Origin of the sequence: Collimonas rhizosphaerae (assembly GCF_038896935.1) — a bacterium.
GTDB lineage: Bacteria > Pseudomonadota > Gammaproteobacteria > Burkholderiales > Burkholderiaceae_D > Collimonas > Collimonas rhizosphaerae.
Map to the genome: position 1 here is coordinate 54624 of NZ_JBANDC010000004.1, position 26343 is coordinate 80966.

The 26343-nt window shown below is 61.3% G+C and carries 25 protein-coding genes; 8 read left to right on the forward strand and 17 right to left on the reverse strand.

From position 1 onward, the window contains the following. Nucleotides 1-10: 10 nt before the first annotated feature. From V8G57_RS06590 to V8G57_RS06650, 13 genes are all read right to left on the reverse strand, one after another. Nucleotides 11-793, reverse strand: a complete 783-nt coding sequence (locus tag V8G57_RS06590; protein ID WP_092394945.1) for an ABC transporter permease — start codon at nt 791-793, stop codon at nt 11-13. Continuing rightward, a complete protein-coding gene (locus V8G57_RS06595) occupies nt 790-1692 on the reverse strand; it encodes an ABC transporter permease (protein WP_092394943.1) in 903 nt (300 codons plus the stop codon). The genes V8G57_RS06590 and V8G57_RS06595 overlap by 4 nt, the downstream gene beginning before the upstream one ends. Next, a complete protein-coding gene (locus V8G57_RS06600) occupies nt 1685-2770 on the reverse strand; it encodes an ABC transporter ATP-binding protein (RefSeq protein ID WP_092394941.1) in 1086 nt (361 codons plus the stop codon). Before V8G57_RS06600 ends, V8G57_RS06595 begins: the two co-directional genes overlap by 8 nt. A 100-nt stretch (nt 2771-2870) precedes the next feature. Next, entirely contained in the window at nt 2871-3485 is a 615-nt protein-coding gene (locus V8G57_RS06605) for a methyltransferase domain-containing protein (RefSeq protein ID WP_092394939.1), read from the reverse strand. 2 nt (nt 3486-3487) lie between these two features. After that, on the reverse strand, nt 3488-5065 hold the full coding sequence (gene ubiB / locus V8G57_RS06610; RefSeq protein ID WP_342828712.1) for a ubiquinone biosynthesis regulatory protein kinase UbiB: 1578 nt from the start codon (nt 5063-5065) through the stop codon (nt 3488-3490). Next, entirely contained in the window at nt 5062-5646 is a 585-nt protein-coding gene (locus V8G57_RS06615; protein ID WP_092394934.1) for a ubiquinone biosynthesis accessory factor UbiJ, read from the reverse strand. The genes ubiB and V8G57_RS06615 overlap by 4 nt, the downstream gene beginning before the upstream one ends. Before the next feature lie 133 nt (nt 5647-5779). Continuing rightward, nucleotides 5780-6700 (reverse strand): Tim44 domain-containing protein, encoded by a 921-nt coding sequence (locus V8G57_RS06620; RefSeq protein ID WP_342828714.1) that lies wholly within the window; start codon nt 6698-6700, stop codon nt 5780-5782. 8 nt (nt 6701-6708) lie between these two features. Continuing rightward, nucleotides 6709-7443, reverse strand: coding sequence for a bifunctional demethylmenaquinone methyltransferase/2-methoxy-6-polyprenyl-1,4-benzoquinol methylase UbiE (gene ubiE / locus V8G57_RS06625; protein WP_342828716.1), 735 nt, complete (start codon nt 7441-7443; stop codon nt 6709-6711). 123 nt (nt 7444-7566) lie between these two features. Beyond that, nucleotides 7567-8955 (reverse strand): FAD-dependent oxidoreductase, encoded by a 1389-nt coding sequence (locus tag V8G57_RS06630; RefSeq protein ID WP_342828717.1) that lies wholly within the window; start codon nt 8953-8955, stop codon nt 7567-7569. 32 nt (nt 8956-8987) lie between these two features. Continuing rightward, nucleotides 8988-9539, reverse strand: coding sequence for a phosphonate degradation HD-domain oxygenase (locus tag V8G57_RS06635; RefSeq protein WP_342828719.1), 552 nt, complete (start codon nt 9537-9539; stop codon nt 8988-8990). A gap of 15 nt (nt 9540-9554) precedes the next feature. Further along, nucleotides 9555-11012 carry a phosphonoacetaldehyde dehydrogenase gene (gene phnY / locus V8G57_RS06640; protein ID WP_425458250.1) on the reverse strand — a complete coding sequence of 486 codons (1458 nt, stop codon included), beginning with the start codon at nt 11010-11012 and terminating at the stop codon, nt 9555-9557. A gap of 47 nt (nt 11013-11059) precedes the next feature. Further along, nucleotides 11060-12301, reverse strand: a complete 1242-nt coding sequence (phnA, locus tag V8G57_RS06645) for a phosphonoacetate hydrolase (RefSeq protein ID WP_342828723.1) — start codon at nt 12299-12301, stop codon at nt 11060-11062. Between the two features lie 39 nt (nt 12302-12340). Continuing rightward, complete coding sequence (locus V8G57_RS06650) at nt 12341-13048, reverse strand: phosphonate utilization associated transcriptional regulator (protein ID WP_342828725.1); 708 nt, start codon at nt 13046-13048, stop codon at nt 12341-12343. Nucleotides 13049-13152: 104 nt separating this feature from the next. On the opposite strand from V8G57_RS06650, the gene V8G57_RS06655 reads away from it, so the two are divergent. Next, complete coding sequence (locus V8G57_RS06655; RefSeq protein WP_342828727.1) at nt 13153-14283, forward strand: 2-aminoethylphosphonate--pyruvate transaminase; 1131 nt, start codon at nt 13153-13155, stop codon at nt 14281-14283. A gap of 44 nt (nt 14284-14327) precedes the next feature. Here the strand turns inward: V8G57_RS06655 and V8G57_RS06660 are convergent, their stop codons facing one another. The 3 genes from V8G57_RS06660 to V8G57_RS06670 are packed head-to-tail and all read right to left on the reverse strand — an operon-like array spanning nt 14328 to nt 19219. Continuing rightward, a complete protein-coding gene (locus V8G57_RS06660; protein WP_342828729.1) occupies nt 14328-14759 on the reverse strand; it encodes a gamma-butyrobetaine hydroxylase family protein in 432 nt (143 codons plus the stop codon). A 21-nt stretch (nt 14760-14780) separates the two neighbouring features. Then, nucleotides 14781-15209: an HIT family protein gene (locus V8G57_RS06665; protein ID WP_092394905.1), complete on the reverse strand. Its 429-nt coding sequence runs from the start codon at nt 15207-15209 to the stop codon at nt 14781-14783. A 2-nt stretch (nt 15210-15211) separates the two neighbouring features. Then, on the reverse strand, nt 15212-19219 hold the full coding sequence (locus V8G57_RS06670) for a DUF3683 domain-containing protein (RefSeq protein WP_092394902.1): 4008 nt from the start codon (nt 19217-19219) through the stop codon (nt 15212-15214). A 308-nt stretch (nt 19220-19527) separates the two neighbouring features. On the opposite strand from V8G57_RS06670, the gene V8G57_RS06675 reads away from it, so the two are divergent. Then, entirely contained in the window at nt 19528-19677 is a 150-nt protein-coding gene (locus tag V8G57_RS06675) for a hypothetical protein (protein WP_175500908.1), read from the forward strand. Between the two features lie 56 nt (nt 19678-19733). Here V8G57_RS06675 and V8G57_RS06680 read toward each other — a convergent pair whose 3' ends face one another. After that, on the reverse strand, nt 19734-20225 hold the full coding sequence (locus V8G57_RS06680) for a YqaA family protein (protein ID WP_092394900.1): 492 nt from the start codon (nt 20223-20225) through the stop codon (nt 19734-19736). A gap of 97 nt (nt 20226-20322) precedes the next feature. On the opposite strand from V8G57_RS06680, the gene ilvA reads away from it, so the two are divergent. The 6 genes from ilvA (at nt 20323) to rapZ (ending at nt 26323) form a co-directional block, all read left to right on the forward strand. Next, nucleotides 20323-21918, forward strand: coding sequence for a threonine ammonia-lyase, biosynthetic (ilvA, locus tag V8G57_RS06685; RefSeq protein ID WP_342828734.1), 1596 nt, complete (start codon nt 20323-20325; stop codon nt 21916-21918). A gap of 99 nt (nt 21919-22017) precedes the next feature. Beyond that, nucleotides 22018-22857, forward strand: coding sequence for an NADPH-dependent 7-cyano-7-deazaguanine reductase QueF (queF, locus tag V8G57_RS06690; protein ID WP_342828736.1), 840 nt, complete (start codon nt 22018-22020; stop codon nt 22855-22857). A gap of 134 nt (nt 22858-22991) precedes the next feature. Beyond that, nucleotides 22992-23603 carry a hypothetical protein gene (locus V8G57_RS06695; RefSeq protein WP_092394891.1) on the forward strand — a complete coding sequence of 204 codons (612 nt, stop codon included), beginning with the start codon at nt 22992-22994 and terminating at the stop codon, nt 23601-23603. 283 nt (nt 23604-23886) lie between these two features. Further along, nucleotides 23887-24363 (forward strand): PTS sugar transporter subunit IIA, encoded by a 477-nt coding sequence (locus V8G57_RS06700; protein WP_092394889.1) that lies wholly within the window; start codon nt 23887-23889, stop codon nt 24361-24363. 73 nt (nt 24364-24436) lie between these two features. Further along, nucleotides 24437-25384 (forward strand): HPr(Ser) kinase/phosphatase, encoded by a 948-nt coding sequence (gene hprK, locus V8G57_RS06705; protein ID WP_014004611.1) that lies wholly within the window; start codon nt 24437-24439, stop codon nt 25382-25384. A 57-nt stretch (nt 25385-25441) separates the two neighbouring features. Continuing rightward, complete coding sequence (gene rapZ / locus V8G57_RS06710) at nt 25442-26323, forward strand: RNase adapter RapZ (protein ID WP_092394886.1); 882 nt, start codon at nt 25442-25444, stop codon at nt 26321-26323. Nucleotides 26324-26343 lie beyond the last annotated feature (20 nt).

The window sequence follows — 26343 nt, forward strand, 5'->3', positions numbered from 1 at the left end:
TGGTAGGCAATTAGGAGGAACGGAGGGCGTTAGGCGCAAGCTTGGACGCGATGATTATAAGCAGCAGCGTCAGCCCCATCAACAAGGTCGAGACGGCATTGACCTCGGGCGTAACGGCGATCTTGATCATCGAATAGATCTGCAGCGGCAGGGTCGAGGCATTGGCGCCGGCGGTGAAGAAGGTGATCACGAAGTCGTCGATCGACAAGGTGAAGGCCATCAGGGCTCCCGCCACCACGCCTGGCATGATCAGCGGCAGCGTCACCAGCCGGAACGCCTGCATCGGCGTCGCGCCGCAATCGCGCGCGGCCTCGGTCAGGCTTTCGTCCATGCCGGACAGGCGCGAACGCACCACGATCGCCACGAAGCCGATGCAAAAGGCGATATGCGCCAAGGCGATCGACACCAGTCCCAAGGTAATGTTGAGCATCACGAAGAAGATCAGCAGCGAGACGCCGACCAGGATTTCGGGAATCGCTATCGGCGTCAGCACCAGCAAGGGCAGCAGCTTCAGCTTGTAGCGATGCATGGCGAAACCGGCCATGGTGCCGAGCATGGTCGAAGCGGCGCTGGCGACCAGCGCAATCATCAGGGAATTGCCGGCGGCGCGCAGCATCTCATCGTTATGGAACAGCTTGCGGTACCAGTCCAGCGTGAAACCCACCCACTCCGCGTTGAGCTGCGAATCGTTGAAGGAATACACCACCACGATGATCAGCGGCACGTACAGGAAGGCATAAACGGCCAGCGCCACCAGCCACAAACCCAGCGGGCGTCGGATCACGTTGCTCATGCTTGCCTCCTCGGCCTGGCCACCAGCACCGCGATGCCGGCGGCAATCAGGGCCGCCACGGTGAGGACGATGGAGAGCACGCTGCCGAACGGCCAGTCGCGGGTTTCCAGGAACTGCTGTTTGATGACGTTGCCGATCATGTCGCTGCCGGTGCCGCCGAGGATGTCGGATACCGCAAAAATACCCAGCGCAGGAATGAAGACCAGCGCCGCGCCGGCGTACACGCCCGGCAGGGAAAGCGGAAACGTGATGCGCCAGAAGCGCTGCCAGGCCGATGCGCCCAGGTCCTGGGCGGCGTCGACCAGCGCCGGATCATGCTTTTCCAGGTTAGCGTACAAGGGCAAGACCATGAACGGCAGGTGCACATAGACCAGGCCGACGATCACTGAAAATCCGGTAAACAACAGGCGCACCGGCTCGATGCCGGCCAGGCCCAATATATAGTTGACGGCTTGCGTCAGGCCGGATTGCGGGCCGAGGATGATCATCCAGGCATAGACGCGAATCAGGAAGTTGCTCCAGAACGGCAGGATCACCAGCAGGATCAGCAGGTCGCGGTATTTCTTCGGGCTGCGCGCGATCAGCAGCGCCAGCGGATAGGCCATCAGCAGGCAGCAGAAGGTCGTGACCAGCGCGTACATCAGCGATTTCAGGAAGATCGCGGTGTAGATGAAATCGGAAGTGAAGCGCTGGAAATTCTCCAGCGTCAGGTTCAGCTTGCCGGCTTCGTCGAACACCGGCGCCAGGCCGCCGTAATCGCCGGCATAACGCACAGAGGCGAACACCATGATCAGGCTGGGGATGGCGAAGAACAGCAGCAGGTAGAACAGCGGCGGGCCGCTGATCAGCCAGCGCGCCATGCGGCCGCGTTTTTCCGCGGCGTTGGACAGCTTACTCATACAGGAAATGCCCCGCATCGAATTGCCAGGCGATGTCGACCATGTCGCCGACTTCGAAGAACTTGGCGCGGCCGGCCGCGGAATTCGCCAGCAGCGCCTCGATGGTGGTGCCGCCCTCGGTCTGCACGATATAGACCGTGACGTCGCCCAGGTACAACAGCTCTTTGACGAAACCCTTGAAGTGGTTTTCGGCGGTGTCGGTGCCGATCTCGGCGCTGATGTGGATTTTTTCCGGGCGCAGGGCCAGCGTGCCCTTGCGGCCTACCGCAGCGTCTGCTGGCAGTGCGCTCTTGACCGGGCCCAGGCCGGGCACATCCAGTTTCATCGAAGCGCCGTCGACGCTGGCGATGGCGCCGTCCAGCAGGTTGCAGGTGCCGATGAAATCGGCCACGAAACGGGTACGCGGATAACTGTAGATGCGCGACGGTTCGTCCAGCTGCTCGACATTGCCGCGGTTCATGACCGCGATCCGGTGCGACAGCGCCAGCGCTTCGCCCTGGTCGTGGGTGACGTAGACGAAGGTGATGTCGACTTCCTTTTGCAGGTTGATCAACTCGATCTGCATCTGTTCGCGCAGCTTGGCGTCCAGCGCCGACAGCGGCTCATCCAGCAGCAGCAGCTTGGGCCGCGACACCAGCGCCCTGGCCACCGCCACTCGCTGCCGTTGACCGCCTGACAACTCATGCGGGAAACGCGCGGCAAATCCGGTCAGGCGCACGTCTTCCAGCGCTTCCTCGACCCGGCTGCGGATCTGGTCGGCCGGCACCTTGGCCATTTTCAGGGGAAACGCGATATTGGCCGAGACCGTCATGTGCGGAAACAGGGCGTAGTTCTGGAACACGGTGCAGACCGGCCGCTGTTCCGGCGGGATGCCGACCAGGTCGACGCCGTCCAGCAGGATCTGGCCCGAATCCGGCAGGTCGAAACCGGCGATCATGCGCAGCAAGGTGGTCTTGCCGCAGCCGGAAGGTCCCAGCAAGGTAAAGAATTCGCCGGCCTCAATCGACAGGCTGATGTTGTCAACTGCGGCAAAGTCGCCAAAACGACGACTGACATTACGGATTTCGAGCAGCGCCATATGTCTTCAGATCCAGGGGTGCGAAAAACCGCCAATTGTAGCAAGGCGTCTGTAATTTATGTAAAAAAAGCCGCCCTGCGATCTTGGTAAAAACAACGGTCTAGGCGCGCCGCCGCCATTCCATCCAGCGTTCTTTGCCGGCAAACACCGGGATGGAATCGCCTACCTCGCGCTCGTCGACCAGCTCGAAATCGGCATGCAATAAGCGTTCCAGTTCGGCCCGGCTGATGCCGAACGGCGGTCCTTTGGGATTGTCATCGAAAAAGAAGAAGCCGGCCAATGCGGCGCCCGCCGGCAACAGCTCGGCCCAGCGGCCGGCGATGTCGGCGCGCTTGGCCGCAGGCAAGGCGCACAGGAAGGCGCGCTCATAGATCAGCCCGAGCGGCCGCGGCGGCTGGTAGGTGAAGAAATCGGCCTGCAGCACCCGTTCCGACCATTTGCCCAGCACGGTGCGGGCAGCGCTGACGGCAGCGCCGGAAAAATCGATGGCGGTCACGTCCCAGCCGGCCTCCGCCAGCAAGGCCACTTCGTAGCCGCTGCCGCAGCCGGGAATCAGGGTCGCCGCCGGCTGGCTGCGCGCCAGGTACTCCTGTAGCGCCTGCGGTACGCCGCCCTTGTCCCAGGGAATAAAGTCTTGCTCGAAGCGCTCGCTCCAGAAATCGGGATGCGAGGGGTCGCGGCTGGCGAACTTGGGGACAGGATCCGGCGTCGTCATGGCTACCACCAGATCATGTGTGCGAAACGCAGGTACAGGAGGGTCAACAGCACGCCGGCCGCCAGGCCGCCGCCGACATACACCAGCATGCCGAGGAAACGGTTGGTCTGGCGCTGCTCCGCAATCAGCCGCCACATCAGTTCATTGTTTTGCTCGGTCTTGGGCTCCACCACCTGGGTCAAGGCCTGGTGCGCCAGGCGCGGCAATTGCGGCAGCAGCTTGCTGTAGCGCGGCATCTCGATCTTCAGCTGCTGGATCAGGCCGCGCCAGCCCAGCTGTTCGCTCATCCAGCGTTCCAGGTGCGGCTTGGCGGTTTTCCACAGGTCGAGGTCAGGGTCGAGCTGGCGGCCCAGTCCTTCGACGTTGAGCAGGGTCTTTTGCAGCAGCACCAGCTGCGGCTGCACTTCGACATTGAAGCGGCGCGAAGTCTGGAACAGGCGCAGCAGCACCTGGCCGAAGGAGATATCTTTCAGCGGCCGGTCGAAGATCGGTTCGCAGCAGGCGCGCACCGCCGATTCCAGCTCGTCGACCCGGGTTTCCTTCGGCGCCCAGCCGGATTCGATATGGGCTTCGGCGACGCGTTTGTAATCGCGCTGGAAAAACGCCAGGAAGTTTTGCGACAGGTAGTCTTTATCAAAATCGTTGAGGGTGCCGACGATGCCGAAATCAAGCGCGATATAACGGCCGAAAGTAGCCGGCGCCACCGACACCAGGATATTCCCGGGATGCATGTCGGCATGGAAAAAACCGTCGCGGAACACCTGCGTGAAAAAAATCTCGACGCCGTCGCGCGACAGCTTGCCGAGGTCGACGCCGGCGTCGCGCAGGCGGTCCAGCTGCGAGATCGGGATGCCGTGCATGCGCTCCATCACGATCACCGACGGCGAGCAGTAGTCCCAGTACATTTCCGGCACCACCAGCAGCTCGGAATCGGCGAAATTGCGGCGCAGCTGGCTGCCGTTGGCGGCTTCGCGCATCAGGTCCAGTTCGTCGTGCAGGTATTTGTCGAATTCACCGACCACTTCGCGCGCCTTCAGGCGGCGGCCGTCGGCCCACAGTTTTTCCACCAGGCCGGCGGCGATGTGCATCAGCGCGACGTCTTCGTCGATCGACTTTTTCATGCCTGGCCGCAGCACCTTGACCGCCACTTCCTTGCCGTTCTTCAGCGTGGCGAAGTGCACCTGGGCGATCGAAGCAGAAGCCACCGGCTCCCGCTCGAAGCCGGCGAACAGGTCGTCCGGATGGGCTTTCAACGATTTTTCGATCTGCGCGATCGCCAGCTCGGAACTGAAAGGCGGCACCCGGTCCTGCAGACGCGCCAGTTCGTCGACCATGTCCCCCGGCAGCAGGTCGCGGCGGGTCGACAGCACCTGGCCGAACTTGACGAAAATCGGCCCCAGCTCTTCCAGCGCCATGCGCAAGCGTTCGCCGCGCGGCGCCGAAATATCGCGCCAGAAAATCAGAGTGTCGATCAGCTTGGAGATGCGCGGCGTGTCGAAGCCCGACATGGCGATATCGTCCAGGCCGTAACGCACGGCGACGCGGACAATTTTGAACAGGCGCAGGAATTTCAGAATCATGAATTTTTCAGTTTGTTGATGCGTTTGGCGAGTCGTTCCAGGTCGTCGCGCAGCCTGGTGACATCATTCGTGAAGTCGGACACCGCCTGCGGCCGCACCAGCATAGGTTGCTCTTCCAGGAAATATTCGGCGACATTTTCCGCCAGTTTCTTGTGGGTAGCCAGCGCGCCGGCCGCCAGCGCCTTGCCGCCGGCGACCAGACGCACGGCAGCGATATCGCCCACCAGCTTGCTCAGGTCGTGCTCGGCGTCCCAGCGCAAACCCTGGCTGACTTGCGAGATGGCGTTGGCGAAATCGGCGTCGCCCTCGATCTTCACGTAGGAAAATGCGCGTTCCCGGTTTTGCGCAATCAACGGCAGGTCGGCCAGGTTGACGCGGATCGTGACATTCACTGGGACCTCCGGCGGCGGCGCCTGCAGCAAGCCGTCGGCGCTGACCTGCCAGCTCAGCTTGACGGCGCCGCCGTCGAAGCAGGCGACCTTGTCCGCATGCGCTGCCAGGATGCGCTGCGCCCACGGTTCTTGCGCCAGCAGATGATTGACGGCGGCGGTGATCGGCGTGAAATTGATTGGAGGAGTCATGCTGCTGTTTAAATGTAAACCAGCGGTCAATTGCCGAATTCGGTATTAATAAAATAAAACCGCCCGTGACTATTCACGGGCGGTCCCAAGTTTATCAGTTTGTCGGGCTCAAAGCCCGCTACAGCCTTGGCATTTATGTATTGATCTGCTGGATCCCAGCCAACACCCAGCCGCCCTGCCCCGTTTGCGGCTTGGACAGGTTCCAGACTTCGGTGAACGGTTCCGCCGACGCTTCCGGCACTTCCTTGATCAGGCCGGTGAACTTGACGCTGGCCAGGTAATCGCTGCCGATGGTTTCGATGCCCATCAGCTCGCCGTCCAGCTGCACCACATCGGTGTTGTTGGGCGATGCGCCGCGTTCCTGCAGCTGCAGGCGCAGTTCGCCGAACATTTCCGGCGTGGTGAATTCGCGGATGTCGTTGATGTCAGCCTTGTCCCAGGCGGCTTGCAGGCGGATGAAGTAAGTCTTGGCGCTGCGCACGAAACCCGGCACGTCGAAATCGTCGGGAATGCCCCAAGGCGCGCTGTGTGCCGCCGGCGCCGCGGACTGGAACGAAGGACCGGAGTTGATGCGCGAGCCGATTTCCGGGGTAAAGCCGGAAGAATTGCTGTCAAAACTGGCTGCAGGAGAATTCGCGCCTGAATAAGCCGCCGGCGCCGGCGTACTGCTGCCCTTGCGCATTACCAATCGCACAACAAAAATCACCGCGACCGCCAGCAGCGCCATCATCAGGAAAGAACCGAATGCGCCGCCCAGGCCGAAGTGCGACATCAGGGCGCCCAGGCCGAGGCCCAGCAAGGCGCCGCCAAGGATGCCCTTCCATGGGCTGGCCGGCTTGGGCGGAACGCCCTGCGGCGTGGCGGCCGGCGTGGCCGGACGGGCCTGGTTGGCGCTGCCCAAATTCTGCGTCGGCTGGCTTGGCGCCTGGCGCGAAATCCCGGACGACTGCTTGCCGAACGAACCGCCGCCGCCCAGGCGGCGCGCGTCGGCGTTCGATATGGTCAGCGACAAGGTAGTTGCCACCATCAGCAACACCAGCAAAAATCTCTTCATGCGAGCTCCTACAGTTTTATGCCGGTATGCAAAGCTGCCACACCGGCAGTTAAATTGAAATACTCAACCCGCGCCAGGCCGGCATCCGTCATCATCTGCTTCAGGGTGTCCTGATCGGGATGCATGCGGATCGATTCAGCCAGGTAGCGGTAGCTTTCGGAATCGTTGGCAATTTTCTTGCCCAGCCACGGCAACACGGAAAACGAATACACGTCGTAAGGCTTTTTCAGCGGCTCCCATACTTTCGAGAACTCCAGCACCAGCAACTTGCCGCCCGGCTTCAATACGCGCCGCATCTCTGCCAGCGCAGCATCCTTGTGCGTCATGTTGCGCAAACCGAAGGCCACCGACACCCGGTCGAAATAATTGTCGGGAAACGGCAATTTCTCCGCGTCACACAGCAAGGTGGGGGTGGACAGGCCGTTATTCAAGAGACGGTCGCGGCCGACGCGCAGCATCGACTCGTTGATATCGGTCAGCCACACTTCGCCGGTCGGCCCGGCGCGCTTGGCGAAAGCCTTGGCCAGGTCGCCGGTGCCGCCGGCAATGTCCAGCACCTTGAAGCCGGGACGGATCGCTGCCTGGGCGATCGTGAAAATTTTCCAGACCCGATGCAAGCCGGCCGACATCAGATCGTTCATGACATCGTATTTGGGCGCAACCGAGTGGAAAACTTCGGCGACTTTGTGGACTTTATCGTCCTCGGAGACGGTTTTATAACCGAAATGCGTGGTGTTGGTCATGGTGGCAAGCTTGTTTTGGCAGACTTACATTATACAAGTCCAGCCGCTGCGTGCTCGGCTTGCCAAATAAACTATGCGCGGTTTCCTGCCGGCTGGAACCGGCTTTGCATGACACTCAGGCAATCAAGCCTTGTCAGCCTTGCCCGCGGCATTCGCCAGCTTGCTCAGCATCTGGTCCAGCAGCCAAGGCTTGCGGTCCTGGTCTTCCGCCAGTTCCTTGCGCCGGATAGCGTCGCGCACCACCAGCGAACCGATGTAGCGCAGCGGTTCCGGCGGGAACTGGCCGCGCGGGCCGGCTGCCAGCGGGCTGCGGCTCCAGGCGTTGTCGAGGCCCAGCACCAGCGACGACAGCAATTGCCCGCCCATGTAGCTGGGGCCGACGCCGTTGCCTGAATAACCGAAGCCGTAGAACACGTTCGGCATGTCGTTGAGCCGGCCGAAGAAGGGGAAGCCGGTGACCGAGCGGTCGGACGGGCCGTTCCAGCTGGCGGTGATCGGCACGCCGGCCAGCGCCGGGAAAAAATCGTGCAGGCTGCGCTTGAGCTGCTGCTCATAGGGAGAGCGCTGGTCGAATACCGGCAGGATGCGGCCGCGCCAGGCGAAAGTGTTGCCGCCCTTGCCGAGCATCAGGCGGCCGTCTTCGGTAGTGCGGTAATAGAACACGAAAGTGCGCGAATCGAGCACCGATACGCCGTCCGTCAAACCGATGCGCTGCAACAGATCGGGGCATTTCTCCGTGATCACCATGTCGCTGGAGACCACCGCCAGGGTCCGTTCGAATTGCGGGAAACGGCTGGCCATCCAGGCGTTGATGGCCAATACCACCTTGCCGGCCTGCAGGCTGCCGGCCGGCGTCTGCAGCGTGACCGCGGCGCCGGGCGTGAACGACAGCATCGGCGTCCTTTCGTAGATCCGTATGCCCATGTCCAGTGCCACGCGGCGCAGGCCGCGCACCAGTTTTCCCGGATGCACCGTCGCCGCCATCGGCGAGAACACGCCGGCGAGGTTACGCGCGGAACCGGAACGGCGCTGCACTTCAGCGCCAGGCAGCTCATGATAGGAACTGATGCCCTGCCGCTGCAGTTCCTGCAGCACCGGGTCCAGCACTCCCAGCTGCGCCTTGGTGGTGGCGGTATACAAGGTGCCATCCTGGCGGAACTCTGCATTGATCTTGTGTTCGCGGCAGAAATTGCCGATGTGGTCGACCACCGCCTCCGAAGCCTTTACCAGGCGCACTGCTTCAGCCTCGCCGAACAAGCGGCGCAAGGTGAAGAACTTGGTGGACCAGGTCAGCAGGCAGCCGCCGTTGCGGCCGCTGGCGCCGGCGCCGCACAGGTCGCTCTCGATGATGGCGATGTCCAGCGCCGGATCCTGCTGCTTGAGCTGGATTGCAGTCCACAAGCCGGTAAAGCCGCCGCCGACGATGCCGACGTCCGCCTTTTGCCGGCCTTGCAGGGCGGGAGCCAGCTCGCCGCCGTCGAACAATGCTTCTTCAAGCCAGAATGGGCGCATGGATCAGCTATCCTGAATGGGCAACGTAACGGTTAAGCAGCGGCCAAGGCGCAGGCCGACATCAGCTTGAAAAAATATTGCAGGCCGGGGGTCGCCATGCCTTTCACCTTGGCCTGGTCGTCCCACAGGCGCAGGCTGACTGCATCGGCGGCATAAGGACGGGCGATGAACTGCGCCGCATCCGCGGCGGAAAACACGCCGCCCTGCAATTCCAGGCTGCGCTTGGAGTCTTCAGACAGGCGGTTCCAATAACCGGCATCTGTCGCGCACAGGTAACGCTTGGCGTCGACGTGCAGGCGGATCGGCTCCAGTACTGCCGGACTGAACAAGCCGCGCAGATACGGTATCGCGAAATATTGATGGGTATCGTCGACGCCGCGCGCGGACGGCGTCTCGCCTTGCGGGTTCAGCAAATGCCCGAGATCGTGCAGCAAGGCGGCGCACACCAGTTCCGGGGCGGCGCCGGCCTGCTCGGCCAGGGTTGCCGACTGCAGCGCGTGCTCGAGCTGGCTGACCGGCTCGCCGCTGTACATCTGGTGGCCGCCGCGTTCGAACAGTTCGCAGATTTGCGGAATGGTCAGCATAGGTTCAGCTCCAGTTCAATTCCAAGGCAGAGAATAGGTTTTGGTGTTGCAGAAACTCTTCATCGCTTCCTGCACGCCTTCCTTGTAGCCCAGGCCGGAATCCTTGATGCCGCCGAACGGCGTCAGTTCCAGGCGATAGCCTGGCACTTCGCGCACGTTGATGCTGCCGACCTGCAGTTCGCGCACGAAACGGGTGATGTAATCGAGGCGGTTGGTGCAGACCGAGGACGACAAGCCGTAGGGCGTCGAATTCGAGATGCGGATGGCGTCGGCGATATCGGTGCAGCGGATCACCGGCGACACCGGGCCGAAGGTTTCTTCTGCGACCAGCAGGCAATCGGCCGGCACGTGGTCAAGCACGGTCGGCGAGTACAGTGCGCCATCGCGCAGGTTGCCGAACAGGAGCTTGGCGCCGTGCTGCTGGGCGTCCTTGACCTTGGCCTCAAAGGCGCTGGCGGAGCGGGCGTCGATCACGGTGCCCATGTCGTTGTGCGGATCCATCGGATCGCCGTATTTGACGGCCTTGGTTTTGCTGACCAGCAGCTCGACGAATTCATCGGCCACCGCCTGGTGCACGATCATGCGCTTGATCGCCGTGCAGCGCTGGCCGGAATTCTTGTACGAACCGGAAACCGCCAGCGTCGCCGCCTCCTCCAGGTCGGCGTCTTCCATCACGATGATCGGGTCGTTGCCGCCCAGCTCCAGCACCTGGCGTTTGTAGACCGCCTTGCCGGCGATGTATTTGCCGATCGGTACGCCGCCGGTGAATGTCACCAGGTCGACATCGGGATTGGTCAGCATTTCATCCGCGATTTCAGCGGGATCGCCGGTGACCACCGAGAACATTGCCGGCGGCAGGCCGGCTTCGTACAGGATGTCCGCCAGCAGCAGCGCCGACAGCGGCGTTTTTTCAGTCGGCTTGAGCACCATGCGATTGTTGGTGGCGATCGAAGGCGCAACCTTATGGGCAACCTGGTTGAGCGGATGGTTGAACGGCGTGATCGCCGAAATCGCGCCCAGCAATGGTTCTTTCAAGGTATAGACCTTGCGCTGCTTGCCGTGCGGCGTCAGGTCGCAGGAAAACACCTGGCCGTCATCCACCAGCGCCTGATTGGCGGCGAACACGAAAACATCGCAGGCGCGGCCGACTTCATACAGGCTGTCTTTCTTGCACAAGCCGGCTTCTGCCGTGATCAGGTCGGAAATCGCATCGGCATTGGCGCGCAGCAGTTCTGAGGTGCGCAACATGATGCGCGACCGTTCATAGCGCGTCAGCGGCGAACGGAAGGCGCGCGCCGCATGGAAAGCATGGCGGATGTCATCCACCGTGGCTTTCGGCACCGAACCGACCAGCGCGCCGTTGAAAGGATTGCGGATTTCTATGCGGCGCAGGTTGCCGACCAGCTTGCCGGCAATCCGCATCTCTTGGTGTAAAGGCTCGCCTTGCTTGAGCTTGCTCAGTTCGGTCAGCATCATGTCCTCGGGTCTGTCGGTCAGCGTGGAGAAAATTTATTGCGCGCTTATCGGGTGAAATTCATGGCCAGGAAAAACACATCGAAATTGCGCAGCCGGTGGTCGGCCGGGATGGCGCCCAGCTTGCGGTTGAACATCAGCGGCACCCGCTGTTCGGAAATGCCGCCGTGCGAACGCAGCGGCAGTTTCAGCTCGGACAGGTCATGGCGGCTGGCGGCGGTGCCGATCACGGCCAAGCGTTCGCTGACCACCACCAGGTCGCCGATGCGGTCCGGCGGCAGTTCGAAACGCTGCGCTGCCTGTTCGCGTGTGAGCACCAGTTCGATGCCGGGGATGGCGCGGATCTTGTCGGCGATCTTGTCGGCGATCTCGGCAGCGTTCGAGGCCGCGCCGAGATAGACGGTCGCGTAGGAGCCGAGCGCACCGTGGTGCACCACATAGGGATCGGTAATCGGCAAGATGACGCGGGTTTTCTCGACGCCGACCTTGGCGTCCAGCACATCCTGCAGATAGACCACGTTGGCATTGCCGGCGCTGTCGGTCTTGGCGTTCATGCCGTGGTCGGCGGTCAGGCCGATCACCGCGCCCAGCGCATCGAGCTGGGTCAGGTAATGGTCCATCATGGCGTAGAAAGCGTTGGCGCCGGGCGTGCCGGGGGCGTATTTGTGCTGGATGTAGTCGGTGGTCGACAGGTACATGATGTCCGGCCGTTCGCTGGCCAGCAGCTTGACGCCGGCGGCGAACACGAACTCGGACAGTTCGGCGCTGTACACCGACGGCAGCGGCATGCCGACCAGTTCCAGCAGGTTTTCTATGCCGTTCTGTTCCAGCGTAGCCTGGTCGGCTTTTTCAGCGGAAAAGCAGATGCCGCGCATCTTGTGGCCGAGCAGGCCGCGCAGCTTGTCCTTGGCGGTCACCACCGCCACCTTGGCGCCGGCATCGGCGAAGGCGGCCAGGATGGTGCCGGCGCGCAGGTACTTGGCGTCGTTCATCATCACTTCCTGCCTGGTTTCCAGGTCATAGAAGTAGTTGCCGCAGATGCCATGCACCGACGGCGGCACCCCGGTCACGATCGACAGGTTGTTCGGATTGGTGAAACTCGGCACCACGCAGTCGGCGCCCAGCACCGTGCCCTGCTCCGTCATCTTTTTCAGGAACGGCGCGACGCCGGCCTGGATCGCCTGGTTGATGTATTCCTGTTCGCAGCCGTCGACGCAGACCACCACCAGCGGCTGCCGCATCGATTGATAACTGCGGCCATTGACGTTAAGGGTTCTGGTATTGGACATGGCATTGCTTTCGCTGTGGGTCAGACTTGCTTGTAGGTTTTACTTCAAGGTGATCGGCGCGGCCGAGGCAGCTTTTGCCTGCGCCTTGTGCATGCGGTTGCGCCCGGCCACCGCATGCTCGCGCATGATGTCGCCGGCGGCTTGCGGATCGCCGGCGGCGATGGCGTCGACGATCTTGTGGTGTTCGGCAGTCGAGGTCGGCAGGCTGCCCTTTTGCGCCAGCGCCGAGCGGCGGAACAGGCTGAGTTCGTTGACCAGGCGGCGGTAGGTATGCAGCAGCTTCTTGTTGGCGGTGAACTGCACCAGCGCATCATGGAAGGCCAGGTTCAGTTTCAGGTAGCCGTCGACGTCGCCCAGCGCCACCATGCCGTCCATGCGATCGAGCAGCGTGCGCAGCTCCTGCACCTGGGCCGGCTTGATGGCCGCCGCCAGCTTGCGCCCGATCAATTCATCCAGCGCCGCCCGCACCTCATAAATCTCGTCGGCTTCCTCGACCGAAATCTGGCGCACGAACACGCCGCAGTTTTTTTCCTGCTGCACCAGCCCCGCCTCTTCCAGCGCGCGAAACGCCTCGCGCACCGGGCCGCGCGAAACGCCCAGCATTTCCGCCAGAGAAACCTCGTTGAGCTTGTCGCCGGCGACCAGGTCGCCGGTGAGGATCATGCGCTCCAGTTCTTTCTGCACTAAGGAAGGCAGCGAGTTTTTCTGGACCAGGGCGATAGTGTTCATGGTGCGGTTGACGGTCATGGCGTTCTTTTTAGACGTTTGATGATTGCACTTTAACTCAAGCAAGTGTAGATTGTCTACAATATACATGAAACAACGTGTGATATCAAACCAAGGACACCCCCATGAGCCTGCATAGCCGCGATCCGATTCTGCTGACCCCCGGACCACTGACCACTTCCCTCGCCACCAAGAGCGCCATGCTGCAGGACTGGGGCTCCTGGGATGCCGCCTTCAACGCCATCACGGCCAAAGTACGCAAGCAATTGCTCGACATCGCCAATGCGCACGAAAGCCATGTGTGCGTGCCGATGCAGGGCAGCGGCACGTTCTCGATAGAAGCGGCGATCAACACCCTGCTGCCGCGCAACGGCCACATGCTGGTGCTGATCAACGGCGCCTACGGCAAGCGCATGGCGAAAATCGTCGAGATGATGGGGCGCCAGGTATCCGTGCTGGAAACGGCCGAGGATGTGCCGACCACCGCTGCCGATGTCGAGCGCGCCTTGGGCAACGACCGCAGCATCACGCACATCGGCGTGATCCATTGCGAAACCAGCACCGGCATCCTCAATCCCCTATATGAAATTGCCGAAGTAGTGGCGCAGCACAAGAAAAGCCTGGTCATCGACGCCATGAGTTCTTTCGGCGCACTGGAAATCGATGCGGCGAAAATCAGTTTCGATGCGCTGATCGCGGCCAGCGGCAAATGCATAGAAGGACCACCGGGCATGGGCTTCGTGATTGTCCGCAAAAGCGTACTGGAAAAAAGCGCGGGCAATTCAAGGTCGCTGTCGCTCGACCTTCACGATCAGTGGACCTACATGGAAAAAACCACGCAATGGCGCTTCACGCCGCCGACCCACATCGTGGTGGCTTTTCATGCGGCGCTGAACCAGTTTTTTGCGGAAGGCGGCCAGCCGGCCCGGCTGGCGCGCTATACCAGGAACTACGATACCCTGATGGCGGGCATGCGCGAACTGGGGCTGATCCAGTTTCTGCCGGCAAAAATCCAGGCGCCCATCATCGTCACGATACATGCGCCGAACAGCGCCAGTTACGCATTCAAGGATTTCTATAACCGGGTGCGCGACAAGGGCTTCATCCTGTACCCAGGCAAGCTGACCCAGGCCGAGACTTTCCGCGTGGGTTGCATCGGTTCTATCGGCGCGCAGGAAATGCGGCAGGCAGTGCATGCGATCGGCGATGCACTGCGCGAGATGGGAATCAAGGCAAGGAACGCCGGCAATTCTTGACGATGCAAGCCGGCCGGATATTGCGGAGACGGGGTCCGGCTAGCTTATGCGCAACCGTGGCCGCCCGCGGCCTTGGCTGTCATCGGCAGGTCGCGGCCGGATTCCCGGGTATGGCCGGCTGCTTCAAGGCGCTGCAGGTAGTCTTCCCACATCGCCTCCTGGTCCCGTCCTAATTTATACAGGTAGGCCCAGGTAAAAATGCCGCTGACATGGCCGTCGGAAAACGTCGGCTTGACGGCATAATTGCCGACCGGGTCGAGCGCCGCCATTTCGACATTGCGCTTGCCGGTCTGCAGCACTTCCTGCCCGGGACCATGGCCGCTGACTTCGGCGGAGGGCGAATACACGCGCATCAATTCAAACGGCAGCAAAAAAACCGCGCCGTCGTCGAAGGCGACTTCCAGCTTGCACGATTGCTTGTGCACTACGAATGACACCGGCGCAGGCGCCGGGGCTGATTGCTTGGAACCGGTCATTGGGGTTGCCCGTAAATGAGATTAAAACTGCCCGGAGACGGCAGAACGCAATGCGCCCAGCAACACCTGCCGTTGCTCCAGCGTGGCTGGCGATGGCTGCCGTTGCGCTTCGGCCCACACCGGGCCAGGGAAATGAGCGTCGTCCACATAGCGTGGAATCACATGCCAGTGCAGATGCGGCGTCATGTTGCCGAGGCTGGCCAGGTTGATTTTTTCCGGCTGCATGACAGCACGCACCGCAGACTCCACCTTGCAGACCGCAGCCATCAATGTGCTGCGATCAGCCACCGGCAGATCGGTCATTTCCTTCACATGATCGTTCCAGATGACACGGCAAAACCCTGGATAAGAGGCATCGTCGACCAGCACCACGCGGAATTTTTCGGCGTAGTGGAGTACTTCCCCACCGTCGCCGTTGCACAGTTCGCAATCAGCTGAATGCATTGCCATGGTCACACCAGGATCCGTTCGATGCCGCCGTTGTTGGCGCGTGCAACATAGTCCGGCAGCCAGTTCTCGCCCAGCAGGTGGCGCGCCATCTCGACCACGATGTAGTCTGCTGTGGTGCCGGAATCATCGTTGTAGCGCGACAGCCCTTGCAGGCAAGACGGGCAGGAAGTGAGGATCTTGACGTCGCCGCCGAAACCGTCGGCGCGCAGCTTGTCCGCGCCCTTGTTCATCTCCTCTTCCTTGCGGAAACGGACCTGGGTCGAGACATCCGGACGGCTCACGCCGAAGGTGCCGGACTCGCCGCAGCAACGTTCGTTCTTCTCGATCTTGGTCCCGCTGTCGGTGGTGATGAGCGCGTTCACCGTCTTCATCGGGTCCTGCAGTTTCATCGGGCTGTGGCAAGGATCGTGGTACATGTAGCGCGTGCCGCTCACGCCTTCCAGCTTGAGATTCTTTTCCAGCAGGTATTCGTGGATATCGATGATGCGGCAACCCGGGAAGATCTTGTCGAACTGGTAGCCCTGCAGCTGGTCGTAGCAAGTGCCGCAGGAAACGATCACGGTCTTGATGTCGAGGTAGTTCAGGGTATTCGCCATGCGGTGGAACAGCACGCGGTTGTCGGTGATGATCTTTTCCGCCTTGTCGAAATCGCCCGAACCGCGCTGCGGATAACCGCAGCACAGGTAACCCGGCGGCAGCACGGTCTGCACGCCGACCTGCCACAACATGGCTTGCGTAGCCAGGCCGACTTGCGAGAACAGCCGCTCGGAACCGCAGCCCGGGAAATAAAACACGGCTTCGGTATCGGCGGTGGTGCTCTTCGGATCGCGGATGATAGGCACGATCTTGTCGTCTTCGATATCCAGCAAGGCGCGCGCGGTCTTCTTCGGCAGGTTGCCCGGCATCTTCTTGTTGATGAAGTGGATCACCTGTTCCTTGATCGGCGCCTTGCCAACCGTGGCAGGCGGTTTCTTGGTCTGCTTCTTGGCGAATTTCTTCAGTATGTCGTTGCCCAGGCGCTGCGCCTTGAAACCCCAGTCGGTCATGACCTTGCGCGTCATGTTGATGGTGGCCGGATCGGTGGCGTTCAGGAAGAACATCGCAGCCGTGGTGCCGGGATTGAACGATTTCTTGTTCATCTTGCGCAGCAGGTTGCGCATGTTCATCGAGACGTCGCCGAAATCGATGTCGACCGGGCATGGCGTGACGCACTTGTGGCAGACCGTGCAGTGGTCGGCCACGTCTTCGAATTCTTCCCAATGCTTGATCGAGATGCCGCGCCGGGTCTGCTCCTCGTACAGGAAGGCTTCCACCAGCAGCGAGGTCGCCAGGATCTTGTTGCGCGGCGAGTACAGCAGGTTGGCGCGCGGCACGTGGGTGGCGCACACCGGCTTGCATTTGCCGCAGCGCAGGCAGTCCTTGACGCTGTTGGCGATGGCGCCGATATCGCTTTGCTGCATGATCAGCGATTCGTGTCCCATCAGGCCGAACGACGGCGTGTAGGCATTGCTCAGGTCGGCCTCGAAACCCGGCAGGTTGAGCAGCTTGCCCTTGTTGAAACGGCCTTCCGGATCGACCCGCAGCTTGTAGCTGCGGAAGTCCTTGATCTCGTCTTCGGTCAGGAACTCCAGCTTGGTGATGCCGATCCCGTGTTCGCCCGAAATCACGCCGTCCAGCGAACGCGCCAGGGTCATGATGCGCGCCACTGCGGCGTGCGCATCCTGCAGCATTTCATAGTGGTCGGAATTGACCGGCAGGTTGGTATGCACGTTGCCGTCGCCGGCATGCATGTGCAAGGCGACGAATACGCGGCCGCGCAAGACCCGCTTGTGGATCGCGCTGCACTCGTCGAGGATCAGCTTGAACGAAGCACCGTTGAATATCTGGCGCAGCAAGGCGCGCACTTCCTGTTTCCAGGACACGCGCACGGTGCGGTCCTGCACCACGTCGAACACGGTGGCGTTGGGCTGCTGCAGCAGGCGCTGCTCGAACACCAGGCCGAGTTTTTCCAGCCCCAGCGCGGCCAGCTCGTCTTTCGCATCCTTGAGCGGCTTGTCCAGGTTGGCCAGCAGGTAAGTCCAGCGCGCCTGCACTTCGACCAGCAATTGCTCGGCCTGGTGCACGCGGTCTTCGAGTATTTCGGCAGCGGGAATGTCGTCGCCGTCGGCGTCGTCGCCCTTGCCCAGCGGCAGATTTCCCTTGAGCAGGAAATCGCGCAACTCATCCACCAGCTGCAGCTTGTTCTTGGCCGACAGCTCGATATTGATGCGTTCGATGCCGTCGGTGTACTCGCCCATGCGGTTGAGCGGAATCACCACGTCTTCATTGATCTTGAAGGCGTTGGTATGCTTGGCGATGGCGGCCGTGCGGGCACGGTCCAGCCAGAATTTCTTGCGCGCTTCCGGGCTGACTGCAATGAAACCTTCACCGACCCGGTTGTTGGCCATGCGCACCACTTCCGACGCCGCTTGCGCCACCGCGTTTTCATCGTCGCCGACGATGTCGCCGAACAAGGCCATCTTCGGCAGTACGCCGCGCTTCGATTTGGTGGTGTAGCCGACCGCGCGCAGGTAACGCTCGTCCAGGTGCTCCAGGCCGGCCAGGATGGCGCCGCCCTTCCTGGTTTCGGCATCGAGGAAGTCCTTGATCTCGACGATCGAAGGAATCGCATCGCGCGCCTGGCCGAAGAATTCCAGGCAGACGGTGCGCGTGTGCTTCGGCATCTTGTGCAGGATCCAGCGCCCGGAAGTGATCAGGCCATCGCAGCCTTCTTTCTGGATTCCCGGCAAACCCGCCAGGAATTTGTCGGTCACGTCCTTGCCCAGGCCTTCCTTGCGGAATACCCGGCCGGCGATTTCCAGGATCTCGGTCTTGAACGGCTTTTCGCTCGGCCGGCCCTTTTCCGCCGGATGGCGCCACTCCAGCTGGAAGCGCGCCAGCGGCGTGTCGTGGATCTTGCCCAAATTGTGGTCGAGACGGGTCACGTCCAGCCAGTCGCCGTTCGGGTCGACCATGCGCCAGCTCGCCAGATTATCCAGCGCGGTGCCCCACAGCACGGCTTTCTTGCCGCCGGCGTTCATGGCGATATTGCCGCCGACGCAGGATGCCTCGGCCGAAGTCGGATCGACCGCGAACACGAAACCGGCTTTTTCGGCGGCGTCGGACACGCGCTTGGTGACCACGCCGGCGCCGGAATAGATCGTCGCGTATTCTTTGTCGAGTCCTGGCAGGACGGCCATTTCGACTGCGCCCAGCTGTTCCAGTTTTTCGGTGTTGATGACTGCCGACAACGGCGTCAGCGGAATCGCGCCGCCGGTGTAGCCGGTGCCGCCGCCGCGCGGGATGATGGTCAGGCCGAGCTCGATGCAGCCCTTGACCAGGCCGGCCATTTCATCTTCGCTGTCGGGCGTCAGCACCACGAACGGATATTCGACGCGCCAGTCGGTGGCGTCGGTCACATGCGATACGCGCGACAGGCCGTCGAACTTGATGTTGTCCTTGGCGGTATAGCGCCCCAGGATCTTGTTGGCGCGCTTGCGCAGATCGTAGGTCTGGCGGAATTCGTCGGCGAAGGCGGCGATCGCCTTGCGCGCGGCGGCCAGCAGCGCTTCCACATTCTCGCTGCGTTTTTTCGCTTCTTCATCGCCGGCGGCATCGCCCTCGCCGGTGACGATACGGCGCTTGTCGACTTCGCCGAGCCGGTGATGCAACGCATCAATCAGGGCTTGGCGGCGCTTCGGGTTATCCAGCATGTCATCTTGCAGATACGGATTGCGCCGCACTACCCAGATGTCGCCCAGCACTTCATACAGCATCCTGGCGGAACGGCCGGTCTGGCGCTTGCTGCGCAGTTCGTCGAGCAGGCGCCAGGATGCTTCGCCCAGCAGGCGGATCACGATCTCGCGATCTGAAAACGAGGTGTAGTTATAAGGAATCTCGCGCAAGCGCGTAGGAGCGGCGCCGTGTGGCGCGTCTGACAATAATGCCTGGATTTTGACTGGGGCGTTCATTGGTCTATGAAAGTTGACTGCGGCTACTGAACCTGCATTTTAGCTTATCGCGCTGCGTCACGAGGGCAAGATGCCGATTTGTGCAGTGCAAGGCATTGAGCGGCTGCGAATAGGCAAATGCAATGAAATCAATAAAAACAATCAATTTTCATATATTAATAGTCTTTAACTACAATGTATCCATACCCATTTTTTCAGGAGCCATCATGTTTAGCGAGATCATCAGTGAAATCCTCGACAGCATTTCCTGCACATTGGCCGACTACGGCCAGTGCAAGGGCTGATTCACCGTACCCCGGAGGCAAGCCATGACACCCGTTTCCTTATCGCGCAGGAATCCCTATTTCGGCATGTCCTACCTGCTGCGCCAGCGCGCATGGCCGTTGCGCATGCTGCCCTACCTGATCTTGCTGCTGATCACGCCGGCGATGTTCTGGGCCGGCCTTTCCGCGCTCTGATCAAACCCGCCGCAGTTCGGCGGCGATCTCGGCGGCGATCCGGCTCTTGTTCCGGTTCACGCCAGCCAGCTTGCGACTTGCCGCCAGAATCCGTCCGGCACGTTCATCAGCAGCCAGACGACGAACACATAGCGCGCGAACTTGCCGACCGCCATATACGCGACACAGGGCCAGAACGGCAGCTTGAGCCAGCCGCCCAGGGTGCAGATCGGGTCGCCTATGCCCGGCACCCAGGCCAGCAGCATGGTTTTGGCGCCGTAACGCTGCAGCCAGTTGAACCAGCCGCTGCCGCGCTCGCGGGCGAATGCCTGCTTGGCGCCGTAACCCATCCAGTAATCCACCACGCCGCCTAGCGTATTGCCCGCGGTCGCGACCAGGATCACCGGCCAGAACAGCGCGCCGTTGGCCTTGATCACGGCAAACACGGCCGGCTCGGAACCCAGCGGCAGCAGGGTGGCGGCGACAAAACTGATGATGAAGACGGAAGTCAGGCCGACCGTCGGCACGGCGAGCGTCTTGAGCAACCATAAAACAGCGGATTCGATCATGGAAAACTATTCGGAGAAAGACGGCAGACCCGGCCGCACGCGAATAAATGGCATGCGGCCGACAAAACCTGGTGACGATTAAAAGCCGTCCATTATAATGATCCGCTGTTTCCCCCGGCCTGATCCTGTTGTCGAGCGCGCTCGACATCCCCAATTTGACAACGACATGACCACAGATTATTTGCAGAAGATCCTCACCGCCCGCGTCTACGACGTCGCGGTCGAAACCCCTCTTGAACTGGCGCCAACGCTGTCGAAGCGTATTGAGAACCAGATTTATTTCAAGCGCGAGGACGTGCAAAGCGTGTTCAGTTTCAAGCTGCGCGGCGCCTACAACAAGATGGCCAGCCTGACCCCGGCCCAGCTCAAGCGCGGTGTGATCTGCGCTTCGGCCGGCAACCACGCGCAAGGACTGGCGCTGTCGGCGGCCAAGCTCGGCTGCCGCGCCGTGATCGTGATGCCGACCACCACGCCGCAAGTCAAGGTCGACGCAGTACGGGCGCGCGGCGGCGAAGTCGTTCTGTTCGGCGACTCCTACACCGACGCCTACAACCACGCGCTGACGCTGGAAAAGAAACTCAAGCTGACCTTCGTCCATCCTTTCGACGATCCGCACGTGATCGCCGGCCAAGGCACCATCGGCATGGAAATCCTGCGCCAGCACGCCGGGCCCATCCATGCAATCTTCGTCCCGATAGGCGGCGGCGGTTTGATTGCCGGCATCGCTGCCTATGTCAAGGCGGTGCGGCCCGAGATCAAGATCATCGGCGTCCAGACCACCGATTCCGACGCCATGGCGCGCAGCCTGAAGGCGGGCCGCCGCGTCACCCTGGCGGATGTCGGCCTGTTCGCCGACGGCACCGCGGTCAAGCTGGTCGGCGAAGAAACCTTCCGCCTGGCGCGCCTGCATGTGGACGAAGTGATCCTGGTCGATACCGACGCCGTCTGCACCGCGATCAAGGATGTATTCCAGGATACGCGCAGCATCCTGGAACCGTCCGGCGCGCTGGCGGTGGCCGGCGCCAAAGCCTATGTCGAACGCGCCAAGGCCACGCGCAAGCCGGTCAAGGACCAGACCCTGGTGACGATCGCCTCCGGCGCCAACATGAATTTCGACCGCTTGCGTTTCGTCGCCGAAATGGCCGACATCGGCCAGCTGCGCGAAGCCGTGTACGCCGTCACCATCCCGGAACAGTTCGGCAGCTTCCGCCGTTTCTGCGAACTGGTGGGGCCGCGCAACGTCACCGAATTCAACTACCGCATCAGCGACGAGAAAGTCGCGCACGTGTTTGTCGGCGTGCAGACGACCAGCGGCGAAGAAGCCAAGCAGATCGCCAGGAATTTCGAGAAACACGGCTTCAGCACGCTTGACCTGACCCATGACGAACTGGCCAAGGTCCACGTGCGGCACCTGGTGGGCGGCAAGAGCCCGCTGGCGGAAAACGAATTGCTGTACCGCTTTGAGTTCCCGGAACGTCCGGGCGCCCTGATGCGCTTCCTCAATTCGATGGCGCCCGACTGGAACATCAGCCTGTTCCATTACCGCAGCCAGGGCGGCGACGTCGGCCGCATCCTGGTCGGGCTGCAAGTGCCGAAAAAAGAAATGAAGATTTTCCGCACTTTCCTGTCCAGCCTGGGTTACCGCTATTGGGATGAAAGCAGCAATCCGGTCTACAAGCTGTTCCTCGGCTAAGACGCCCGGCCACGCTCCCGATAGGCGCCATCAAGCGGCGAATATCGGGGAGCTGTAGCTTATCTGGCAAAATACTGCTTTTAAGCACAAGCAGAAGCCATGACTATCCCCAACACGCCTGACGCCTCGCCGCTGGGCAAACCCGCCGCCTACCAGACCCAGTACCAGCCTTCGCTGCTGTTCCCGATTGCCCGCCTGGGCAAGCGCGAAGAAATCGGCATCAGCGGCACGCTGCCGTTTTTCGGCGTCGATATCTGGAATGCATATGAGGTGTCCTGGCTCAGCCTGCGCGGCAAGCCGCAAGTGGCGATCGCCACTTTCACGGTACCGGCGGATTCCCCCAACATCATCGAATCGAAGTCGTTCAAGCTGTACCTGAACTCCTTCAACCAGACCAGGCTGGCGGACAAGGACGCGCTGCTGCAGCTGCTGCGCACTGACATATCGGACGGTTTCGGCGCACCGGTGCATGTCACCCTGGCCACGGCCGAGGCCTTTTCCGGGCTCAAGCTGCAAGAACCGCAAGGCTTGCTGCTGGACCGGCTCGATATCGAAGTGGACGAATACCAGCCTAATCCGTCGCTGCTGAAAAGCGATCCGGACCAGGTAGTGGTGGAAGAGACCCTGGTCTCGCACCTGCTGAAATCGAATTGCCTGGTCACCGGCCAGCCGGACTGGGGCAGCGTGCAGATCCATTACGTCGGCGCCGCCATCGACCAGGAGAGCCTGCTCAAGTACCTGATCAGCTTCCGCGAGCACAATGAATTCCACGAACAATGCGTGGAACGCATATTTATGGACCTGATGCGCAACTGTCGGCCACAAAAGCTGTCTGTCTATGCGCGCTATACCCGGCGCGGTGGTCTCGATATCAATCCCTGGCGCAGCAATTTCTCCACATCGCAGCCACCGTTGAATTGGCGCCAGGCAAGGCAATAATTTACGTTCGGTTACAAACCGTAGCAAAAAAACAGCACTCAAGTGACTAAATAGTAGTAATTTGGTCGGGAATATTGACGTCCATAGGATCAACGTCTACCGTACGACCTCGCCGTAAAAGGACTCTTTCGCTTATGACATTTTTTTCTCGTTTCACTACCCTCAAGCGCACTGCCTTGATCTCTTGCATTACAGCACTGGTCACCGTGGCTGCTCCAGCCCAGGCCCAGGAAACCCCGGACACCACCGGCTGGTTCAGCAAAACTCTCTCGCAGACCAAGAATCGTCTCGACAACATCGTCGAAAACGGCGACATGGAAGTGTATCTGTCGGGCTACGCCTATCACGGCCGCCGCACCTACACTAAAGAGCGCATCGAAGAACTGAATGAAAAGGCCTGGGGCCTGGGCGGCGGCCGCACCATCCGCAACGCCGACGGCAACGACGAATCGCTGTACCTGTTCGCGATCCGCGACTCGCATTTCAAGCCGCAGATCATGGCTGGATATGCCTATGAATGGATCTGGAATGTCCCCAAGACGCCGGTCGAAGTCGGCGCCGGCTATACCGCCATGATGATGAGCCGCCAGGATTATTTCGGCGGCTTCCCGTTCCCGATCGCCTTGCCCGTGGTCTCGCTGGGCGTCAAGGGAGCCAAATTGATGGGATCTTACGTGCCTCGCCTGTCGCAGAACAAAGGCAACGGCGACGTCTGGCTGATATTTGCGCGCTTTGAAGTTAAATAAAAGCCATCGCACGGCTCCAGCAAGACCATGACCGCAAGTTGGTGTTGTTGGCCGGAATCAAGTCTATAATCCGGGTTGGGAGCCATTAAGACCGTAGCCTGGGCTATGCTGACTCGGGCCAGGATCGGGAAGGCGTTACCATGACAACAGCTGCCGCACGCTATCGCGGCTAGCAGCGCCAGCCCGGGATTGGCATGTTTTTGAAGTGCTGCGGCCATATTAGTGGTGGCTTACAATGACTTAGACACAACCACCCGTATTGTGCCGCATACCAATTTGTATTATGACTAATCTTGCAAAAATCCTGCCTGCACAAAATGTAGCGCTGGATCTGGAAGTCTCCAGTAAAAAACGCGCCTTCGAACAAGCCGGTTTACTCTTCGAAAACAATTGCGGCATTGCCCGCTCTACCGTCTCCGACAACCTGTTTGCGCGCGAACGCCTGGGTTCTACCGGCCTTGGCCATGGCGTCGCCGTGCCGCATGGCCGCGTCAAGGGATTGAAAGCGCCGCTGGCCGCCTTTGTGCGCCTGGCCGAACCGATTCCGTTTGAATCGCCGGATGGCGAACCGGTCCGCTTGCTGGTGTTCCTGCTGATTCCTGACAACGTCACCCAGCAGCACCTGGAAATCCTGTCGGAAATCGCCGAGATGTTTTCCAGCGACGCCTTCCGCTCCATCCTGAGCAGCGATCCCGATCCCGCTTCGGTGCACGCACACATCGTGGCCTGGCAGCCCATGGGCACGGAAAATGCGACATAATTTAGTTTAAGACATCACCCTGTCTGAGTCGCCTGCAGGCGATCTAACCCCTTAACCACGTCAGACGCCGACCATGCCAGTTTCCACGCCCCTCTCGATTCAGCAGCTGTACGACGAAAACCGCGAATCGCTGCAGCTGGGCTGGTTTGCCGGCTTCCCCGGCGGCGAGCGGCTGATTTCCGGCGACGCCGCTTCGGCCGCCGACCAGGTGGGCCACCTGAACCTGATCCACCCGGGCCGGATCCAGGTCTTCGGGCACCAGGAAACCGAATACTACCAGCGCCTTTCGGCCACTTCGCGGGTCTACCAGACCGCTGAACTGGTGGCCGGCGCGCCGCCCGCCTTCATCATCGCGCAGGGCCTGGCGACGCCGCCGGACATCCTCGAAATCTGCGATGAAAAGAACATCCCGCTGTTTTCGACGCCGTTGCCGGCTGCGCAGGTGATCGATTACCTGCGGGTATACCTGTCGAAAAAACTGGCGCAACGGATCACCATGCATGGCGTGTTCATGGATGTGCTGGGAGTCGGCGTGCTGATCACCGGCGAATCCGGGCTCGGCAAAAGCGAGCTGGGGCTGGAACTGATTTCGCGCAGCCACGGCCTGGTGGCCGACGATGCGGTCGAATTCGCCCGCATCGCGCCGAACATGATCGAAGGCCGCTGTCCGCACCTGCTGCAGAACCTGCTGGAAGTGCGCGGCCTGGGCCTGCTCGACATCAAGACCATCTTCGGCGAAACCGCGGTGCGCCGCAAAATGCGCCTCAAGCTGATCGTGCACCTGGTGCGGCGCGCGACGCTGGAAGAAAACTACGAGCGCCTGCCGCTCGACGCCCATACCCAGGAAGTACTGGGGCTGGCGATCCGCAAAGTCATCATTCCGGTAGCCGCCGGCCGCAACATCGCGGTGCTGCTGGAAGCCGCGGTGCGCAACACCATCCTGCAGCTGCGCGGCATCGACACGCTCAAGGATTTCATCGCGCGCCAGCGCATTGCAATGGACAGCGACAGCGATCTTTAAAGATAGCGGGCAGGCCGCCCGCGCTCTCGACTGCCGTAGTTACGGTATCATTGCGCAATGCGCATAATTCTCATCACTGGTATTTCCGGTTCAGGTAAATCGGTCGCTCTTCGCGTGCTCGAAGACGCCGGTTATTTTTGCGTCGATAACCTGCCGCCGATCCTGCTGCGCGACCTGGTCGCCACCCGCATCGACGAAGGCGCGCAAATGCTGGCGGTAGCCACCGACGCCCGCAGCGCCGACTCGCTGGCCGGCCTGCCCTCGGATATCCGGCAACTGAAAGCCGAAGGACACGACGTCAAGGTGTTCTTCCTGACCGCCCAGACCGAATCGCTGATCGCCCGCTTCTCCGAGACCCGCCGCAGCCATCCGCTGTCGCACCGCCTGCGTCCCGGCCAGAATCCGGCCGACCGCCTGACCCTGACCGAGTGCATCCTGAATGAACGCGAGATGCTGGCCGGGATCGAGAGCATCGCCCACACCATCGATACTTCGAACATGAGCGCCAACCGCTTGCGCAGCTGGATCAAGGAGCTGGTCTATACCGAACCGGCGCCGCTGATCCTGCTGTTCGAATCGTTCGCCTTCAAGCGCGGCGTGCCGCTGGACGCCGACCTGGTGTTCGACGTGCGCATGCTGCCGAATCCGCATTACGACGTGAAACTGCGGCCGCTGACAGGCTGCGACCAGCCGGTGATCGCGTTCCTGGAAGACTTGCCGAAAGTGGGCGACCTGCTCAACGACATCCGCAATTTTGTCGAAAAATGGCTGCCGTCGTTCAAGGATGACAACCGCAGCTACCTGACGGTAGCCATCGGCTGCACCGGCGGCCAGCATCGCTCGGTCTACATGGTGGAGCGGCTGGCGGAATATTTCCAGGTATCCGAACGCGTGGTGCGGCGCCATCGCGAACTGGCCAGGCGCGCCGGCGACAATTAGCCGGCTGCGCAGCCCCCGCA

Bases quoted from the DNA above. Each gene is read 5' to 3' on its own strand.
- V8G57_RS06590 (WP_092394945.1), bottom strand. From the start codon at position 793: ATGAGCAACGTGATCCGACGCCCGCTGGGTTTGTGGCTGGTGGCGCTG.
- V8G57_RS06595 (WP_092394943.1), bottom strand. From the start codon at position 1,692: ATGAGTAAGCTGTCCAACGCCGCGGAAAAACGCGGCCGCATGGCGCGC.
- V8G57_RS06600 (WP_092394941.1), bottom strand. From the start codon at position 2,770: ATGGCGCTGCTCGAAATCCGTAATGTCAGTCGTCGTTTTGGCGACTTT.
- V8G57_RS06605 (WP_092394939.1), bottom strand. From the start codon at position 3,485: ATGACGACGCCGGATCCTGTCCCCAAGTTCGCCAGCCGCGACCCCTCG.
- ubiB (WP_342828712.1), bottom strand. From the start codon at position 5,065: ATGATTCTGAAATTCCTGCGCCTGTTCAAAATTGTCCGCGTCGCCGTG.
- V8G57_RS06615 (WP_092394934.1), bottom strand. From the start codon at position 5,646: ATGACTCCTCCAATCAATTTCACGCCGATCACCGCCGCCGTCAATCAT.
- V8G57_RS06620 (WP_342828714.1), bottom strand. From the start codon at position 6,700: ATGAAGAGATTTTTGCTGGTGTTGCTGATGGTGGCAACTACCTTGTCG.
- ubiE (WP_342828716.1), bottom strand. From the start codon at position 7,443: ATGACCAACACCACGCATTTCGGTTATAAAACCGTCTCCGAGGACGAT.
- V8G57_RS06630 (WP_342828717.1), bottom strand. From the start codon at position 8,955: ATGCGCCCATTCTGGCTTGAAGAAGCATTGTTCGACGGCGGCGAGCTG.
- V8G57_RS06635 (WP_342828719.1), bottom strand. From the start codon at position 9,539: ATGCTGACCATTCCGCAAATCTGCGAACTGTTCGAACGCGGCGGCCAC.
- phnY (WP_425458250.1), bottom strand. From the start codon at position 11,012: ATGCTGACCGAACTGAGCAAGCTCAAGCAAGGCGAGCCTTTACACCAA.
- phnA (WP_342828723.1), bottom strand. From the start codon at position 12,301: ATGTCCAATACCAGAACCCTTAACGTCAATGGCCGCAGTTATCAATCG.
- V8G57_RS06650 (WP_342828725.1), bottom strand. From the start codon at position 13,048: ATGACCGTCAACCGCACCATGAACACTATCGCCCTGGTCCAGAAAAAC.
- V8G57_RS06655 (WP_342828727.1), top strand. From the start codon at position 13,153: ATGAGCCTGCATAGCCGCGATCCGATTCTGCTGACCCCCGGACCACTG.
- V8G57_RS06660 (WP_342828729.1), bottom strand. From the start codon at position 14,759: ATGACCGGTTCCAAGCAATCAGCCCCGGCGCCTGCGCCGGTGTCATTC.
- V8G57_RS06665 (WP_092394905.1), bottom strand. From the start codon at position 15,209: ATGGCAATGCATTCAGCTGATTGCGAACTGTGCAACGGCGACGGTGGG.
- V8G57_RS06670 (WP_092394902.1), bottom strand. From the start codon at position 19,219: ATGAACGCCCCAGTCAAAATCCAGGCATTATTGTCAGACGCGCCACAC.
- V8G57_RS06675 (WP_175500908.1), top strand. From the start codon at position 19,528: ATGACACCCGTTTCCTTATCGCGCAGGAATCCCTATTTCGGCATGTCC.
- V8G57_RS06680 (WP_092394900.1), bottom strand. From the start codon at position 20,225: ATGATCGAATCCGCTGTTTTATGGTTGCTCAAGACGCTCGCCGTGCCG.
- ilvA (WP_342828734.1), top strand. From the start codon at position 20,323: ATGATCCGCTGTTTCCCCCGGCCTGATCCTGTTGTCGAGCGCGCTCGA.
- queF (WP_342828736.1), top strand. From the start codon at position 22,018: ATGACTATCCCCAACACGCCTGACGCCTCGCCGCTGGGCAAACCCGCC.
- V8G57_RS06695 (WP_092394891.1), top strand. From the start codon at position 22,992: ATGACATTTTTTTCTCGTTTCACTACCCTCAAGCGCACTGCCTTGATC.
- V8G57_RS06700 (WP_092394889.1), top strand. From the start codon at position 23,887: ATGACTAATCTTGCAAAAATCCTGCCTGCACAAAATGTAGCGCTGGAT.
- hprK (WP_014004611.1), top strand. From the start codon at position 24,437: ATGCCAGTTTCCACGCCCCTCTCGATTCAGCAGCTGTACGACGAAAAC.
- rapZ (WP_092394886.1), top strand. From the start codon at position 25,442: ATGCGCATAATTCTCATCACTGGTATTTCCGGTTCAGGTAAATCGGTC.